We start from the raw sequence: 16,517 nt of genomic DNA on the forward strand, positions 1-16,517 counted from the left end.
ACCGCACCCGTGCTCTCCAACCCGTCGCAGCTCATCCACCTTGACCCGCAGGGGGCATCCACACATGACGGACGTGACCGGACCCTGATCGGTATGCGTCCGCCCTGGCGTTCCCCGCGCACGCGGGGATGAACCGGTGCGACGGCGACCTACTACCTCGATCGGGCCGCGTTCCCCGCGCACGCGGGGATGAACCGCGGTCTTCCTCAGACATGGCTCCCCTCGCGGCGCGTTCCCCGCGCACGGGGGGATGAACCGACCCAGGCGCCGCTGAATCTGGTCGGCCAGATGCGTTCCTCGCGCACGCAGGGATGAACGGAAGATAGTCTTCGGCGAGGTTGCGACCGTCCGGCAGGTCGGTGACGAGCAGATCCTCGAACGCCGCGCCCCAGACCGTGGTGGCGGCGTACTCGCCCAGCACGTCCGCGATGTCTGCCGGGTCGATGCCGGCTGCGGCGCACGCCTTGGCAGTGTGACGGTCCAGGCAGCGCGCCATCGGCTCGCGCCATTCTTCGCGCCGCGTCCAGGCGATCAAGCCGTCGAGGTTGCGGGGGGCTACCACGCCGTCGTCCCTGCCGAGGAACCCGACGGCAAAGGTGCCCGTGCTGCGGCGTGATCGGCAAGGGCGATGCGGCACCTTGGGGATGATCCCGACGGCTTCGCGTGCGAGGTCAATTGGAGGGGCGATCGGAATGCGAACTTCCGTGTCGAAGCCACAACGCAATCCGCTGCCAGATCAACGAGTTAAGCTTGTAGACTAAATCGGCCCAGTATCAAGGTCCGGAGAGAAGCCGCCCTCTGGAGAGCAAAAACGGCCCTCGTTCCGGGGGCGTAGTATCAAGGCCGGCGCGCAAGGGCGCAGGAAACCTGCGGCCTTCGGCGGCGGTGACCGGTCGGGAGAAGGGTTGCATACGCGGCGACTGGAGCAGCAGTGGGAACCCAGAATAGGAAAGTCTCTGGGCGGCGTGCGACAGATATTGATCGCCGCGGCGGTCGGGCAGACCTCCAGTGGTCGGAGGTTGAAGACCCCGTGCGTGCAACCACCGCCTGGTGGACGTGAGTGCGTACGCCAACCAACTGCCAGTCAACACTGATGCCGGCAGCCGCTTGGCGTATCCCTACCATGGGGATAGCATCAAATGCATGGACGGCAGGATCCACACCTCCCAGCCCGCAGTGGTGAAGCGCCTGAGGCGTGTCGAGGGACATCTGCGCAGCGTGCTCGCCATGATCGAGAGCGGGCGGCCATGTCTTGACATCGCGCAGCAGCTCCACGCGGTCGAGCGCGCGGTGGCGGAAGCGAAGCGCACGTTGATCCGCGACCATCTCGACCACTGCCTCGACACGACCGGCAACACCGCGGCCGAGCGCCGGGCGTCGATCGCCGAGGTCAAGGCGATCGCGCGCTACCTATAGCCGCGGACGGGATCGGGACCGATCTCATGTTCAGCCCTCTCGCTGATCGCACCTACCGCCATCTGTTCGCGGCGCAGCTGCTGTCGCTGCTCGGCACCGGGCTGCTGACCGTTGCCCTCGGCCTGCTGGCCTTCGATCTTGCCGGTGCCCAAGCCGGTGCAGTGCTGGGGACGGCTCTGGCGATCAAGATGGTCGCGTATGTCGGGATCGCGCCGGTGGCGGGCGCCTTCGTGCACCTGCTGCCGCGGCGGACGCTGCTTGTGCTGCTAGACCTGGTGCGCGCTGCCATCGCACTGGCCCTGCCCTGGGTCAGTGAAGTCTGGCAGATCTACCTGCTGATCGGCTTGCTGCAGTCCTGTTCGGCGGCGTTCACGCCGACCTTCCAGGCAACCATCCCCGACGTGCTCGCGGACGAGGGCGAGTACACCAAGGCGTTGTCGCTCTCGCGCATCGCCTACGACATGGAAGCGCTGACCAGCCCGGTGCTTGCAGCCGCGCTGCTCTCGGTGATCGGCTACCACTGGCTGTTCGCGGGCACCGTGCTGGGTTTCGCTGCCTCGGCCGCGCTGGTGGTCTCGGTTCTGCTGCCGTCGCCGCAGCCGCCAGCCCGCGAGGAAGGCCCGTGGGGCCGCACCACGCGCGGCGCGCGCATCTACCTGGCCACGCCGCGTCTGCGGGGGCTGCTGGCGCTGAACCTTTCCGTCGCCGCGGCCGGTGCGATGGTGATCGTCAACACCGTGGTGCTGGTGCGCGGCACGCTCGGGCTCGGCGATGCGTATCTGGCCTGGACGCTCGCGGCGTACGGCTTCGGCTCGATGATCGCCGCCCTTTCGGTGCCGCGCCTGCTGGAGCGGATCGCGGACCGCGCGGTGATGCTGGCCGGGGCCGCACTGCTGGCGGGCGGGATGGCGTTCGGCCCCACCGCGGCCGCAGCCTGGATCACCCTGCTGCCACTCTGGGCGCTGCTGGGCTTCGGCAACGGGCTGGTGCTGACGCCGACCGGGCGGCTGCTGCGCCGATCGGCCGAGGCAGGCGACCGGCCGGCGCTGTTCGCCGCGCAGTTCGCGCTGAGTCATGCGTGCTGGCTGCTGACCTATCCGCTCGCGGGGCGGCTTGGCGCGATTGCGGGCACGGATCTGACCTTCCTGGTGCTGGCCGTGCTCGCCGCCCTCGGCGCGGGGCTCGCTTGGTCCCTCTGGCCGGCCGGCGACGAGGCACCACGCGAACACGTGCACCTCGATCTGCCGGCGGATCATCCGCATCTGGCAGGCGCGGAACCGCTGCCGTCTGGCGGCTTCCGCCACACGCATCCGCCGCTTGCCGACGGGCTGCACCGCTCGGTCTCGGCCGCCTGACCGGCGCTGTTACTCGATGGCGATCTCGCCGGTCATGCCGTGCGCGGCATGGGTGCGTCGGTCTGCCGCCAGGATGCCGCAGCGCAGATCGGTGATGCGCCCGGTGGCGACGGGAACGAACCACCACTCGGCGGCGTGGCCGGGATAGACTTCGATCTCGCGGATCGCGCCCTTGACCTCGGCCAGCGTCACCGTCCGCCCGTCCGGCTGGCGCTGGGTGACCTGGACCTTTCGGGTGAAGACGCGGGCGGCGAACTCGTCGGAGGTGAAGTAGTGTGGATCCAGACTGACATTTCGCAGGATCAGGCGATACAGCTTTCCCGTTTCGAAGCGCATGCGGTTCGGCACGAAGGCGTGGGTTCCGTCGGCTCGGCCGAGCTCGACGACGATGTCGATCGGGGGCTGGTTCGCAAGGTCACCGACGGCTTGTGCTGACGCTGTCGTCAAGAGCAGGGCGCCAGCAATTGTGGCGGCGAACCATTGGCGGCGTGCAGGCATGGTCGATCTCCTCCCGTGGTGCTGCGTGCGGATGCGAATCAGACCCGTTCTGCACCTCCGGGCGCGGCCTCAGACGAACAGCGCGGTCAGGTACATCACCGCGAGGCCAGCGCCGATGCCGCCGAGACTGCTCGGTGCGGTCAGCGCGCTTGGCCCGTCGCGGCGCGCGATCAGGGCCAACACCTCAAGGATCACCTGGAGGATTGCGCCGGCGCCGATGCCCAGGCAGATCGCGACCCAGAACGGGCTGACCGCCTGCGCGCCGATCCACACCCCGGGCACGGCCGGCAGGCCGGCGAGCGCTGCGAGGCCGACGAAGGTGAGCGGGCGCGGCCGGCGGCCGACCAGCGGCGCGGCGATGCCGAAGCCTTCACTCACGTTGTGGATGGTGAAGCCGATCACCAGGAAAGTCGCGAGCGCGGCCTCGCCGGCGGCGATCGCCGCCCCGACCGCGAGCCCCTCGCCGAGATTGTGCAAGCCGATGCCGAGGGCGATGAACGCCGCCAGCGCCGCGCCCTCCGGCGCGCGGCCGCCGCGGCGGCCGATCATCGTCAGTGCGCCGGCGGAGATCAGCATGGTCACCCAAACCGCGGCCTGCGCGCGCAGCCGGTCGAGCGTGCCACCCGCCTGCTCGAGCCCCTCGCCCAGCGTGTCGAGGAACAGGTAGCCGAGCAGGCCCACCGTGACCGCGAGCACGAAGCGCAGGCCGGCGGCGCTCAGCGCGGCGAGGCCCGGATAGGCGAGCAGCCCGGTCGCCACCGGCGCGACACCGAGCAGCAGCCCGACCGTGGCCAACAACCAGAGCGTCGGCACGTCCCAGCGCGGGGTCGCGCGCGCCACCTCGATTGCATGCTCGAAGGTCACGCCGGTCGAGGTCACGAGGACGATCTGGTGCGCCTCGCCGTCCACCCATGGATACGGGATGGTGATGCGCGCGGTGCCCAGGCGGTCGACCGGGCCGGGCGGATCGATCGTGAAGCTGCGATACGCGCCGTCCACCTGCACCTGGGCGATCCGGACAGGCTGCGAACCGTCGGCCCGGACCGAGAGGGTGATGAGTCCAGGATCAAGCCGGGTCCGCTCGACCGTGACCTGCTCGACCGGCGGCGCACCTTCGGTCAGCCGTTCGAGCGGCCGGCCGAGGATGAGCAGCGCCAGGATCGCCGCGAGCACGACCAGCGGCAGCGTGAGCCAGCCGGCCGTGCGCCAGGGCGCGGGACGCGTCGCCGGAAGTGCTGCCGATGCGACGGCAGGACCAGCGTCGGGCGCCATCACACCACCTCGAAGTGGCTCATCCAGCCGAGCTCGGCGAACTCCGACTGGTGGGCATGGAACATGTAGATTCCGGGCTCGTGCTCCGACCAGTCGATCTCAAGGATGCCGCGCTGGCCCTGGCACTGCATGATCGTGTCGACCGTGCGCAGCGTGGGCGTCAGCGTCGTGCCATGATCGTAGTAGTCGAAGAAATTGCCGTGCAGGTGGAACGAGTTGATCGGGTCGAACTCGGTGATGTTGATCAGGTAGATGCGCAGCCTGCGCTGCCGCTCCACGCGGATCGGCCTCTGCTGGTAGGCGAATGCGACGGTGTTGACGGCGTAGACCTCGTTCTCCTCGTCGAAGTTCGTGTCGAAGCCGTTCATGCAGAGCATGATCTCCTGCCAGGCGGCGTTGCGTGCCGAGCCGAGCAGGCGGGACTCCGCTGCCCCGCGCGCCTCCGGATGGCGCGCGGGGTCGGGATCGACGATGAAGGCGCCATACATGCCCTTGTGGATGTGCCGCTTCAGCGGCAGGGCGTGACAGTGATAGAGGTGACAGCCGAACGGCTTCGCCTCGAACTCGTAGACGAAACGTTCTCCCGGCTGCGCCAGGCCGGCATAGGGCACGCCATCCATCCGCCAGGAATGGATGCCATGGAAGTGCATCGTGTGCGGATGCGCGCTGCCGTTCTGGAAGATGATGCGCAGCTTCTCACCTTCGGTGCAGCGCAGCGTCGGGCCGGGGATGCGGCCGTCGAAGGTCCAGGCCGGGAACATGACCTCCGGCGCAATCTCGACCTCGGTGTCCACCGCCGTGACCACCCACTCGCGCACGCGCGTGCCGTCGGGGTCGGTCACCACAGTGCCGACGTCCCAGTCGGTCAGGATCGCATGTGGATCGAAGCCGTTGCGCGCGTGATCGACGACGCCGACGACGATGTTGTCGCCCGCCATGCCCGACACGCCGTGCGGACCGCCATGGCCGGACGCGGGGGCCGCATGGTTCGCGCCGATCGCCGAGCGGATCGCGAACCCGGCCCCCGCCGGCGCCGCCACCGCTCCCGCCGCCGCTCCTGCGCTGAGCAGCAACCGTCGCTTTGGGACCGTCAGCATCGCCTGTCCTCCGCCGGCCGTTCTGTCCGCCAGGCTCTTCAGTCTGGCCAACGCTTTATAATTTAGTACCAACTAAGTTACACGATGCTCGTTAGGATGCAAGTCGCGCCAGAACCAGCATCGGGGACGATCGTGGCCGCCGCCGTCCGCAAGCGCAGTCTCCCTCCCGCCGACGACCAGGCGGCGCGCTTCGTCCGCCAGCGCGAGGCGGACCGCACCTCTGTGGCGGAGGACTATGTCGAGCTGATCGCGGATCTGCTGCGCGAGGACGGCGAGGCGCGCGCCGTCGATCTGGCGCGGCGGATGGGCGTGTCGCAGGCGACCGTCACCGCCACGGTCGGACGGCTGCAGCGCGACGGGCTGGTGGACACCAAGCCCTATCGCGGCCTGTTCCTGACGCCGAAGGGCCAGGCGCTCGCTGAGGCTGCGCGCCGCCGCCACGACCTGGTCGTACGGTTCCTGCTCGCAATCGGCCTCGACCCGGAGACGGCCGAGGCGGATGCCGAGGGCATCGAGCACCATGCGAGCGAGAAGGCGCTCGCGGCGTTCGCGCGCTTTCTCGCCGAGCGGGAGGAGGGCCGGTGAGTGGCGGCATGCTGTCGATCGGCGGACTCGCCCGCGCGACCGGGGTGAAGCCGACGACCATCCGCTGGTACGAAGCGGAGGGACTGCTGCCGCCGCCGGCGCGCACGGAGGGTGGGCATGGTGCCTATGGCCGCGCTCATCTCGACCGGCTGGGGTTCATCCGCCACGCGCGCGAGCTCGGCTTCGGCCTGCCGGCGATCCGGGACCTGCTTGGGCTGGCGGACCGGCCGGATGCGGACTGCGCCGCTGTGCACGCGATCACCATGACGCAGATCGACGAGATCGACGGCCGCCTGCGCGGGCTGCATGCGCTGCGCGAAGAGCTCAGCCGGATGGCGGAGCGCCGCCGGGGCGGGACGGTCGGCGACTGCCGTGTCATCGAGACGCTCGCCGACTTCGCGCACGGCCACTGCCAGGACTCCAGGCACGGCAGGCACCCCGGCGACGGCTGACGATCAGACGCCGCCGGGCGCACCCGCAGGTCTGGTCCTTCGATCGGCCGCGCGTCTCGGGACGGCTCCCAAGCGCGCAGGGCCGGCTGCTCGGGGCGCTGGCGCAGTGGCCAGATCGACAAGGATCGGGCAGTGGGGACGGTCATCGCCATGGCAGTGGGCGGCCAGGTGGGACAGCGTCGCCACCATCGCTTCCAGCTCGTCGATCTTGTGCTTCAGCGCCGCGACATGGCCGAGCGCGAGGCGCTTGACGTCGGCGCTGCGACGCGAGCGGTGGCGCCAGAGCGCGAGCAGCTCGGCGATGCCCTCCATCGTGAAGCCGAGGTCGCGCGCGCGCCCGATGAAGCGCAGCGTGTGCACGTCCATCTCTGTGTAGTGCCGGTACCCGGCGTCCGACCGGGACGCCTTTGCGATCAGCCCGGTCGCTTCGTAGTAACGGATCATCTTCGCCGAGACGCCCGACGCCTTCGCTGCTTCGCCGATAGTCATCATCCGATCCTCCTTTCTTGATCACGTCGCGCCCAGGGCGCGACGGCTCCGCGCAACCGCGTCCGTCTGCTCTGACACTCGGCCGGGCGTCCCAGCCCGCGCCGAGGCGAGCCGGACACGACGCAGGCGCAGTGCATTCGCGAGCACGAAGACGCTGGAGAGCGCCATCGCGGCTGCGGCCAGCACCGGCGAGAGCAGCATGCCGTTGATGGGATAGAGCAGGCCGGCGGCCACCGGGATCAGTGCGGTGTTGTAGGCGAAGGCCCAGAACAGGTTCTGCCGAATGTTGCGGATGGTCGCGCGCGACAGTGCCACCGCCTTCGGCACGCCGGCGAGATCGCCCGACATCAGGACCACGTCCGCAGCCTCGATCGCGATGTCGGTGCCGGTGCCGATGGCGATGCCGACATCCGCCTCGGCAAGCGCCGGCGCGTCGTTGATGCCGTCGCCGACGAAGGCGGCGCGGCCGTGGCGCGCCTTGAGTTGCCGCAGCGCCTCCACCTTGCCGTCGGGCAGCACCTCGGCGACCACCTCGTCGATGCCGACCGTGCGCGCGATCGCCTGCGCGGTGCGCGCATTGTCACCGGTGATCATCGCGATCTTCAGGCCGAGCGCATGCAACGCGGCGATCGCTGCGGGCGTCGTGTCCTTGATGGGATCGGCGACGGCAAGGATCGCGGCCAGCCGGCCGTCGATCGCGGCGTAGAGCGGCGTCTTGCCCTGATCGGCGAGCCGCGCGGCATCCGCGGCGAAGGCTGAGAGGTCGACGCCCAGGCGGGTCATGAACCGGTCCGCGCCCACCTCGACGTCTCTCCCGCCGACTATGGCCCGCGCACCAAAGCCCGGAACTGCCTCGAACGAAGTGGTCTCGGCGAGATCGACCGTCTCGGCCGCCGCGGCCGCCACGATCGCGCGCGCGATCGGGTGCTCCGACTTCGCCTCCACCGCGGCCACCGCGCTCAGCACCTCCGCCCGCTCGAATCCAGCAGCGGTGGTCAGGTCGGTCAGTTCCGGATGGCCCTTGGTGAGGGTGCCGGTCTTGTCCAGCGCGATGACCCGCACGTCCTTCAGGAGCTGCAGCGCCTCGCCGCGGCGGAACAGGATGCCGAGCTCGGCCGCCCGTCCGGTGCCGACCATGATCGAGGTCGGGGTGGCGAGCCCCATCGCGCAAGGGCAGGCGATGATCAGCACCGCCACCGCGTTCACCAGCGCGAAGGTCATCGCGGGGTCCGGCCCGAACGCCAGCCAGACGAGGAAGGTCGCCAGGGCGACCACCATCACCGCCGGCACGAACCACAGCGTCACCCGGTCGACCAGCGCCTGGATCGGCAGCTTCGATCCCTGCGCCTGTTCGACCATGCGGATGATCTGCGCGAGCAGCGTGTCGCCGCCGACCTTGGTCGCGCGGAACGCGAAGGCGCCGGTCTGGTTCACGGTCCCGCCCACCACCGCCGCGCCGGCCTGCTTCTCGACCGGCATCGGCTCGCCGGTGATCATCGACTCGTCGACGAAGCTCGCGCCCTCGATCACCTCGCCATCGACCGGAAGGCGCTCGCCGGGCCGGACCTCGACGATGTCGTCGGGACGCACGGCGGCCGCCGGGACCTCCTGAACGACGCCGTCGCGGCGCACGCGCGCGGTGCGCGGCTGCAGCCCAACCAGGCGGCGGATCGCCTCCGAGGTTCGCCCCTTCGTGCGCGCTTCCAGGAAGCGCCCGAGCAGGATCAGGGTGACGATCACCGCCGCGGCCTCGAAATAGACGTTCACCGTGCCCGGCGGGAGGAACTGCGGCGCAAACGTCGCGACCACCGAATAAGTGTAGGCCGCGCCGGTGCCGACGGCGACCAGCGAGTTCATGTCCGGCGCGCCGCGCAGCAGGGCGGGGAAGCCCACGCGGTAGAAGCGCAGGCCGGGGCCGAACAGGACCAGCGTGGCGAGCACGAACTGGACGAGCCAGTTCCCGTGCAGGCCGATCGTGTCCACCACCAGGTGGTGGATGGCGGGAACGAGGTGCCGGCCCATCTCGAGCACCACCACGGGCAGCGTCAGGACGCCGGCCATCACGACCGCGCGCCGCAGACCGGCCAGCTCCGCCGCGCGCCGCTCGGCCTCCGCGTCCGACGACGCGGCGTCCGCCGCGACCGGGGCGGCGTCGTAGCCGGCCGCCTCGACCGCGCGGATCAGCGCGCCGACCGCCACCGCGCCGCGCGGCACGGACACCGAGGCCCGCTCGGTGGCGAGGTTGACACTCGCCTCGATCACGCTCGGCACGCTCCGGAGCGCGCGCTCGACACGGCCGACGCAGGAAGCACAGGTCATGCCACCGATCGTGATCTCGACCGTCTCGCGCGGCACGCCATAGCCGGCCGCATCGATCGCGGCGACGAGAGCCGCCGGATCGGGGGCGCCGGCGAAGGACACCTCCGCGCGCTCGGTCGCCAGGTTCACGCTGGCCTCGGCCACGCCCGGCACCGCCTTCAGCGCCCGCTCGACCCGGCCGACGCAGGAGGCGCAGGTCATGCCCTCGATGGCGAGACTGACCGTCTCCGTGGCGGCGGGCCTCTGAGGAACGGCGTTCATCGCTGTCTCCGTGCGGTCATGGACAACCGAGGCCACAGATGAGGCTTCCCATCGTTGGAAGGTCAAGCGCCGATTTCGGTCCGCGCCGAGGGCTTGACCTTGCCACTATGGCAAGCCCCACATCGCTCCTGACACGCGTTCCAGACGGGAGAGCCCCGATGATCTTCTCTGTCAACAACATGACCTGCGGCGGCTGCGTCCGCTCGATCACCAAGGCGATCCAGGCGGCCGATCCGAAGGCCTCCGTCTCCGCCGATCTCGAGACGCGCCACGTCGCGGTCGAGACCTCGCTCCGCACCGACGAGATCCAGGCCCTGCTCGCCAAGGCCGGCTACGAGGCGCGACCTCTGGCCGGATAGGCGAACGGCGTCCTGCCGGTCTGGGCGGCGGGAGCTCCGGCCCGCTCGGTCGGCCGCCGCAGCAATACTTTGTCACGAGCGGGACACTGGGCCGTCGTGTGCGGGTGGTAGACAGCCCGCCGTTGTTGGCGTCGGGGCTGTTCGTCATGCCTCGCCGCGCTACCGGTCGGCCATGGTCTGCCAGTGGAGCCTGCGATCCCGCGGCAGAGAGATCGTGATTCCGCTCGAGGCAGCAGCATCCGCTCCGGCGCAATGTGACCTCGACGCTCCGTTCTCCGAGTAGGGCTCGCGATATGAAGGAACTCTCATGAGCACGTCGAATGTCGTTCTTTGTGCCCCGACGCGCACCGCGATCGGCACCTATGGGGGCACCCTCAAGGACGTCCCCGCAGCCGATCTCGGCGCGACCGTGATTCGCGCCTGCCTCGAGCGCAGCCGACTGAACGGCGGCGACATCGGCACGATCGTCATGGGCCAGGTTGTGCAGGCCGGAGCCAAGATGAACCCGGCACGTCAGGCGGCGATCAAAGCTGCGATCCCGGTCGAGGTACCGGCGATGACGGTCAACCGCGTGTGCGGTTCGGGTGCGCAGGCCATCGCGACAGCGGCGCAGGAGGTGATGCTCGGTCTCGTCCAGAGTGCGGTGGCCGGCGGCATGGAGAACATGGACCAGGCGCCGTACCTGCTGTCGGGCGGGCGCTGGGGCTATCGCATGGGTGACACGCAGATCTATGACAGCATGCTGCGTGATGGTCTCAACGACGCTTTCTCGGATCAGCACTCCGGCTCGGTGACCGAGGATCTCGTCGCCAAGTTCCAGATCAGCCGTGAGGCTCAGGACCGTTGGGCGTACCGATCGCAGAAGCGGTTCGGCGCAGCGCAGGCGGCCGGGAAGTTCGAGTCCGAGATCGCGCCGGTCGAGGTGCCGAGCCGTAAAGGTCCGCTCCTCTTCTCCAGGGACGAACACAACCGCCCGGACACCACCCCGGAATCGCTCGCCAAGCTGACACCTGCCTTCCGCAAGGACGGGACGATCACGGCGGGCAACGCGCCAGGGCTGAACTCGGGCGCGGCCGCAATGATCGTCGCTGATGCGGCTTGGGCCGAGAAGCGTGGCCTCGAACCGATGGCACGGCTGGTCGCCTACGGCATCGGTGCGGTGGAGCCCGGCCTGTTCGGGCTTGGGCCGCTGCCGGCGGTCCGACAGGCCTTGGAGCGCGCCGACTGGACGCTGGGCACGGTCGAACGCTTCGAGATCAACGAGGCGTTCGCCGCGATCGTGCTGGCGATCATCCAGGAGCTTGGCCTGCCCGAGGACATCGTCAACGTCGAGGGAGGTGCCATCGCGCATGGGCATCCGATCGGCGCGACGGGTGCGGTCCTGACGACCCGCCTGCTGCATGCGATGCACCGCGACAACATCCACCGTGGCCTTGTCACACTCTGCATCGGCGGCGGCCAGGGCGTGGCTCTCGCCCTGGAAGCCCTCCGCTGACAGGCCATGCAGGCGACAGGGGCGACGAGGCACAAGGCAGAGCCACTAGCGGAGACATACCCATCATGAGGACGACTGAGGTGGGCGCAGCTCGCGCCGTTCAGAAGCGGGCGTCGAAGGCGGCGGACGACACGGCGCTCGGGCAACCCGGATCCATCACGCTCCAAGACTTCGTCGCTTATCAGCGAGACGTCCTCGAGCGGACGGTTCTCTTCTGGGACGCGTTGCGCCAGCGAGCGAACAACATGATCGAGCATGAGCGAGCCGGTCTGCCGCCGCTCCTGGACTTCAAGTACGAGATACTGATGGATGGCCGGCAGTTCGATCGTCCCGCCAACTACGCGCTGCTCAAGATCACGGAGAGTGCCAAGGTTCACGCTGACGAGTGCGTCGACCCCGCCAAGCCGCCGGTCATCATCGTCGATCCGCGTGCCGGTCATGGTCCCGGCATCGGCGGCTTCAAGCGCGAATCCGAGGTGGGCATGGCGCTCGGTGAAGGCCATCCGGTCTACTTCGTGATCTTCTTTCCAGAGCCTGCGCCGGCGCAGACGCTGGCCGACGTGCTGCACGCGCTCCGACGTTTCGTCGAGGAGGTTGCGCGGCGCCATCCCGGCAAGCCGCCTGTTCTCTATGGCAACTGCCAAGCCGGCTGGGCTGTCACCCTCGTCTCGGCCGATTGCGAAGGCCTGGTCGGGCCTGCCGTGCTCAACGGCTCGCCCCTCTCCTACTGGGCCGGCGCGTCGGGCGTGAACCCCATGCGCCTGACGGGCGGCCTGTTGGGCGGCGCCTGGCTTGCCCATCTGGTGTCGGACCTCGGCGACGGCCGGTTCGACGGTGCATGGCTGGCCCAGAACTTCGAGCATCTCAAGCCGGAGAAGGCGATCTGGGAGAAGTACGCTCACCTCTTCGCGAACATCGACTCCGAGCGCGAGCGCTTCCTCGAGTTCGAGCGCTGGTGGAACGGGTTCTACTTCCTGAGCCGCGAGGAGATCCTGGCCATCGTCGAGAACCTGTTCATCGGCAACAAGCTGGAGCAGGGCCGACTCCGGATCTGCGACGGCTGCTGGGCGGATCTGCGACGTATCAGGAATCCTCTCGTCATCTTCGCGTCTTACGGCGACAACATCACGCCGCCGCACCAAGCGCTCGGCTGGATCCCGGTCGTCTACCAGGACACCTACGATCTCAAGCGGGCCGGGCAGCGCATCGTCTATCTGACCAACCCGCATGTCGGACATCTCGGCATCTTCGTCTCCGCGAGCGTGGCTCGCCTCGAGCACCGCGCGATCCTCGAGAACCTTGAGGAGATCGAAGCGCTGGCCCCGGGCCTGTACGAGATGAAGATCGATAACCCGTCGGGCGATCCGGACTGCCACAAGCCATCCTACAGCGTCCGCTTCGAGCCGCGGAGGGTTGAAGATCTCGAGACAGATCCGCCACGCATGGCGTTCGAGCGGGTGCGACAGGTGTCCGAGTTCAGCGAAGCCCTCTATCGGACATTCATCAGCCCGTGGGTGCAGGCGCTTGCCAACCCGTGGACCGCGGAGACCTTGAAGTGGCTGCACCCGATGCGCAGCAGCCGCTATCTGCTGTCCGAGGCGTTCAATCCGTGGATGCGCACTGTTGCCGCGCTCGCCGAGATCATCACGAATGGCAGGCAGCCGCTGCCGCAGGACCATCCCCTCCTGGTGCGTGAGCGTGCCGCCATGGGAGACGTCACTCGCGCTCTCGAGAAGGTTCGAGAAGGTCGCGATACCGTCTACGAGGGGACGTTCAGGCTCCTGTACGGCCCTTGAGAGTGCCTGACATGGGTCCGTCCGGTGGCTCAGGCGAGGGCGACATGGATGGCTGCACGCGTGCCCCACGCGTGGAATAGTTGATGATTCGGTCTGGGGCGCCAGTCCGGACATCGACAACACGCGCTCGGCCGGCGGCGTTTAGGTGGACCGGGCGATGAAACTGAACGAGACACTCGGCGTGGCCAGAAGGCCAAGTGCACAGTCGCCTACACGGTCCGGCGGCTCGACATCCAGCGGCGGGATGGCCGACCCGAGCCTCGCCCGATGCGTTGTCGATGGTGCGATCGCATTATGGCCTGCAACAATTTGTCATGCAGGAGACACGGCGCCGTCGCATCCGGTTGGTAGTTGCCGAAAGGGATCGGCCCGAGGGATGCTTGCCATGTTTCGCTGTACGGCCAACCGGCCTGTCATTGCACGCACAACGGCGCTCACTTCGTGCCCGGTGCCATGAGCACGGCATCGGACATCGACGCGCGGCGGGACCTTGCGGCGGAGGCGCACATCCTCGTGGTCGAGGATGACGGCGAGATGCGCGCGCTGATCGCCCGCTTCCTGCGCCAGAACGGCTACCGCGTCACCGCCGTGCGCGACGGCCGCGAGATGTGGGAGACGCTGGCCGGCGCGCCGGTCGACCTGGTGCTGCTCGACATCATGCTGCCCGGGCAGTCGGGGCTCGATCTCTGCCGTGCGCTCCGGGCCAAGAGCGGCGTGCCGGTGATCATGGTGACCGCGCGCGGCGAGGAGACCGATCGCGTGCTCGGCCTCGAGCTCGGCGCCGACGACTACATCCCCAAGCCGTTCGGGCGTGCCGAGCTGCTCGCGCGGGTGCGTGCTTTGCTGCGGCGGGCCCGCGGCGAAACGGGCACACCGCAGGCCGGAGCGAGCGGTGTGTTCCTGTGCTTCGCCGGCTGGACGCTCGACACGCGACGGCGCGAGCTGATCGCGCCGGACGGCACCAGCATCGACCTCTCTGGCGGCGAGTACGACCTGCTGCTGGCGTTCTGCGAGCATCCGCAGCGCGTGCTGTCGCGCGACCAGCTGCTCGACCTCGCGCGCAGCCGCAGCGCGATCGGCATCGACCGCTCGGTCGACGTGATGGTCAGCCGGCTGCGTCGCAAGATCGAGCCGACCGACGACAGCCCGGCCATGATCAAGACCATCCGCGGCGCGGGCTACATGTTCGTGCCCGCGGTGACCCGGAGCCGATGATCCGGCGCGTCGCGACGCGGCTGTGGCCCGACACGCTGGCCGCGCGGGTCGTGCTGGTGCTGCTTGCTGGCCTCACGCTGTTTCATCTGGGCAGTCTCTGGTTGCACCAGGCGGACACCGAGACGGCGCTCGCTGCGACGCAGGAGGCGTTGCTCAGCGAGCAGATCGCCGGCGCGTCGCGCGCCATCATGAGCGTGCCGGTCGATCGGCGCGCTGAGCTCGCGCGTGCGCTCTCGACGCCGAATCTCGATCTCCGCTGGGCCGCGGAACGGGCCTTGCCGATCGCCGCCCCTGCCGATCGTCGCATCGCGGGGTTCGCGGCGCGGCTGCAGGCGGTTCTCGCGGGCGGGCAGGGCGTGCAGGTGAGCCTCGGCCCCGCTTCCGGCGACGAGGTGCGGCGCGTGTTCGGACCGGGCCGCAGCGACGCGATCGCAGGCGCGATCGCGCTCGCGGACGGATCGTGGCTGAACCTGCGGGTCGTGCGGGGCGCCTCGGCGGGCGCATCGCAGCATGCCTCCCTGCTCTCCACCACCGCCATGGCCGGGGGCATCCTGATCGTCGGTTTGCTGGTGGTGCGCACCCTCAACCGCCCGCTGCGCCAGTTGGCCGAGGCGGCGAACCGGATCGCTACCCCCGCCGCGCCGCCTGCCGTCCTTCCCGAGGAGGGACCGCGCGAGGTGCGGAGCGCTGTCCAGGCGTTCAACCGGATGCAGGCGCGCATCGACCGGCTGATCACTGACCGCACCCAGGCGCTCGCCGCGGTGAGCCACGACCTGCGCACGCCGATCGCGCGGCTCAGGCTGCGCGCGGGTTTCCTCGAGGACGCCGAGACGCAGCACGCGATCGATGCCGATCTCGACGAGATGGAGGCGATGATCGACGCCACGCTCGCCTATCTGCGCGGGGAGACCGAGAGCGAGCCGCGCCGCCCGGCCGATCTCGCGGCGATCCTGGAGACGCTGTGCGACGCTGCCGCCGATGCCGGTCATTCGGTGCGGTGGACCGGCCCCCGGCAGGCGCGCCTGGTCTGCCGGCCGATTGCGCTCAAGCGCGCCTTCGCCAATCTGATCGACAACGCGGTGAAGTATGGTGGGGGTGCTCGTGTCTCGCTGGACGCGGATGCTGCGGCGATGACCGTGCGCGTGGAGGATGACGGGCCGGGGATCCCGGAGGAGGCGCTGGAGGCCGTGTTCGAGCCGTTCCGGCGGCTGGAGGACTCGCGCAACCGGGGCACCGGCGGGTCCGGCCTCGGATTGACGATCGCGCGCCAGGTGGCGGAGGCGCATGGCGGGACGCTGGTGCTGGAGAACCGCGCGGGCGGCGGGCTTGCCGCCACGGTTCGCCTGCCGCGCAGTTCGCCGGCAGGGGATCCGGTCCCGTGCTGAGAAGGAGGTCCATCCGATGACGATGAGTCTTGGCAGGCGGCACGTCCTGGCCGGGCTGGCGGGCGCACCGCTGGCCGCGGCCGGACCGGCGGCATGGGCGCAGGGCGGCCTGCCGCTGCTCACGGTCTGGCGCGACCCGAACTGCGGCTGCTGCGGCGGTTGGCTGGCGCATATGCGCACGGCCGGCTTCCCGGTGCAGGACAACGTCGTGCCCTCGCCCGCGCCGGCGCGACGGATGCTCGGCATTCCGGCCGATCTCCTGTCCTGCCATGCGGCGCAGGTGGGCGGCTTCGCGCTCGAGGGACACGTGCCGGCGGCGGCGGTGAAGCGACTGCTGGCGGAGCGGCCCGCCGGCGTGCGCGGCCTCGCCGTGCCAGGGATGCCGCTTGGCTCGCCCGGCATGGAGGTGCCGGGGCAGGCACCCGACACCTACGACGTGATCGCCTTCGATGCCGGCCAGGGCCGGTCGATCTTCATGCGCTTCCGCGGCGGCGAGCCGATCTGACGCAACGGCATGGAGCGG

Annotated in this window: 15 protein-coding genes; 10 read left to right on the forward strand and 5 right to left on the reverse strand. The window is 69.6% G+C overall.

Features of this window, described 5'->3' with window-relative positions; genetic code table 11:
- The first annotated feature begins 1,143 nt into the window (after nt 1–1,143).
- Entirely contained in the window at nt 1,144–1,416 is a 273-nt protein-coding gene (locus tag FK498_RS00480; RefSeq protein ID WP_141850860.1) for a metal-sensing transcriptional repressor, read from the forward strand.
- Between the two features lie 26 nt (nt 1,417–1,442).
- Entirely contained in the window at nt 1,443–2,771 is a 1,329-nt protein-coding gene (locus FK498_RS00485) for an MFS transporter (protein WP_141850861.1), read from the forward strand.
- Between the two features lie 9 nt (nt 2,772–2,780).
- Here FK498_RS00485 and FK498_RS00490 read toward each other — a convergent pair whose 3' ends face one another.
- The 3 genes from FK498_RS00490 to FK498_RS00500 form a co-directional block, all read right to left on the reverse strand.
- Complete coding sequence (locus tag FK498_RS00490; RefSeq protein ID WP_141850862.1) at nt 2,781–3,269, reverse strand: biphenyl 2,3-dioxygenase; 489 nt, start codon at nt 3,267–3,269, stop codon at nt 2,781–2,783.
- A 69-nt stretch (nt 3,270–3,338) separates the two neighbouring features.
- Entirely contained in the window at nt 3,339–4,541 is a 1,203-nt protein-coding gene (locus FK498_RS00495) for a ZIP family metal transporter (RefSeq protein ID WP_202614686.1), read from the reverse strand.
- Nucleotides 4,541–5,638: a multicopper oxidase domain-containing protein gene (locus tag FK498_RS00500; RefSeq protein WP_141850863.1), complete on the reverse strand. Its 1,098-nt coding sequence runs from the start codon at nt 5,636–5,638 to the stop codon at nt 4,541–4,543. The genes FK498_RS00495 and FK498_RS00500 overlap by 1 nt, the downstream gene beginning before the upstream one ends.
- Nucleotides 5,639–5,770: 132 nt before the next feature.
- Between FK498_RS00500 and mntR the strand changes: the two genes are divergently transcribed.
- Entirely contained in the window at nt 5,771–6,223 is a 453-nt protein-coding gene (gene mntR / locus FK498_RS00505; RefSeq protein ID WP_237560786.1) for a manganese-binding transcriptional regulator MntR, read from the forward strand.
- Between the two features lie 8 nt (nt 6,224–6,231).
- Entirely contained in the window at nt 6,232–6,675 is a 444-nt protein-coding gene (locus FK498_RS00510) for a helix-turn-helix domain-containing protein (protein WP_141850938.1), read from the forward strand.
- Nucleotides 6,676–6,678: 3 nt separating this feature from the next.
- Here FK498_RS00510 and cueR read toward each other — a convergent pair whose 3' ends face one another.
- Nucleotides 6,679–7,164 (reverse strand): Cu(I)-responsive transcriptional regulator, encoded by a 486-nt coding sequence (gene cueR / locus FK498_RS00515; RefSeq protein ID WP_141850939.1) that lies wholly within the window; start codon nt 7,162–7,164, stop codon nt 6,679–6,681.
- Between the two features lie 21 nt (nt 7,165–7,185).
- Nucleotides 7,186–9,744, reverse strand: coding sequence for a heavy metal translocating P-type ATPase (locus FK498_RS00520; RefSeq protein WP_141850865.1), 2,559 nt, complete (start codon nt 9,742–9,744; stop codon nt 7,186–7,188).
- 158 nt (nt 9,745–9,902) lie between these two features.
- On the opposite strand from FK498_RS00520, the gene FK498_RS00525 reads away from it, so the two are divergent.
- The 6 genes from FK498_RS00525 to FK498_RS00550 all read left to right on the forward strand — a co-directional run bounded on the left by FK498_RS00525 (nt 9,903) and on the right by FK498_RS00550 (nt 16,499).
- Complete coding sequence (locus tag FK498_RS00525; RefSeq protein ID WP_141850866.1) at nt 9,903–10,103, forward strand: heavy-metal-associated domain-containing protein; 201 nt, start codon at nt 9,903–9,905, stop codon at nt 10,101–10,103.
- 307 nt (nt 10,104–10,410) lie between these two features.
- On the forward strand, nt 10,411–11,598 hold the full coding sequence (locus tag FK498_RS00530; RefSeq protein WP_141850867.1) for an acetyl-CoA C-acetyltransferase: 1,188 nt from the start codon (nt 10,411–10,413) through the stop codon (nt 11,596–11,598).
- Nucleotides 11,599–11,663: 65 nt separating this feature from the next.
- A complete protein-coding gene (locus FK498_RS00535) occupies nt 11,664–13,394 on the forward strand; it encodes a DUF3141 domain-containing protein (RefSeq protein WP_141850868.1) in 1,731 nt (576 codons plus the stop codon).
- Between the two features lie 453 nt (nt 13,395–13,847).
- Nucleotides 13,848–14,609 (forward strand): response regulator, encoded by a 762-nt coding sequence (locus FK498_RS00540; RefSeq protein WP_141850869.1) that lies wholly within the window; start codon nt 13,848–13,850, stop codon nt 14,607–14,609.
- On the forward strand, nt 14,606–15,994 hold the full coding sequence (locus FK498_RS00545) for an ATP-binding protein (protein ID WP_141850870.1): 1,389 nt from the start codon (nt 14,606–14,608) through the stop codon (nt 15,992–15,994). The genes FK498_RS00540 and FK498_RS00545 overlap by 4 nt, the downstream gene beginning before the upstream one ends.
- Before the next feature lie 16 nt (nt 15,995–16,010).
- The gene (locus tag FK498_RS00550) at nt 16,011–16,499 is read left to right on the forward strand and encodes a DUF411 domain-containing protein (protein ID WP_141850871.1); all 489 of its coding nucleotides are present in this window, start codon (nt 16,011–16,013) and stop codon (nt 16,497–16,499) included.
- Nucleotides 16,500–16,517: the final 18 nt, after the last annotated feature.

Source organism: Elioraea sp. Yellowstone, from assembly GCF_006704265.1.
Classification (GTDB): Bacteria; Pseudomonadota; Alphaproteobacteria; order Acetobacterales; family Acetobacteraceae; genus Elioraea.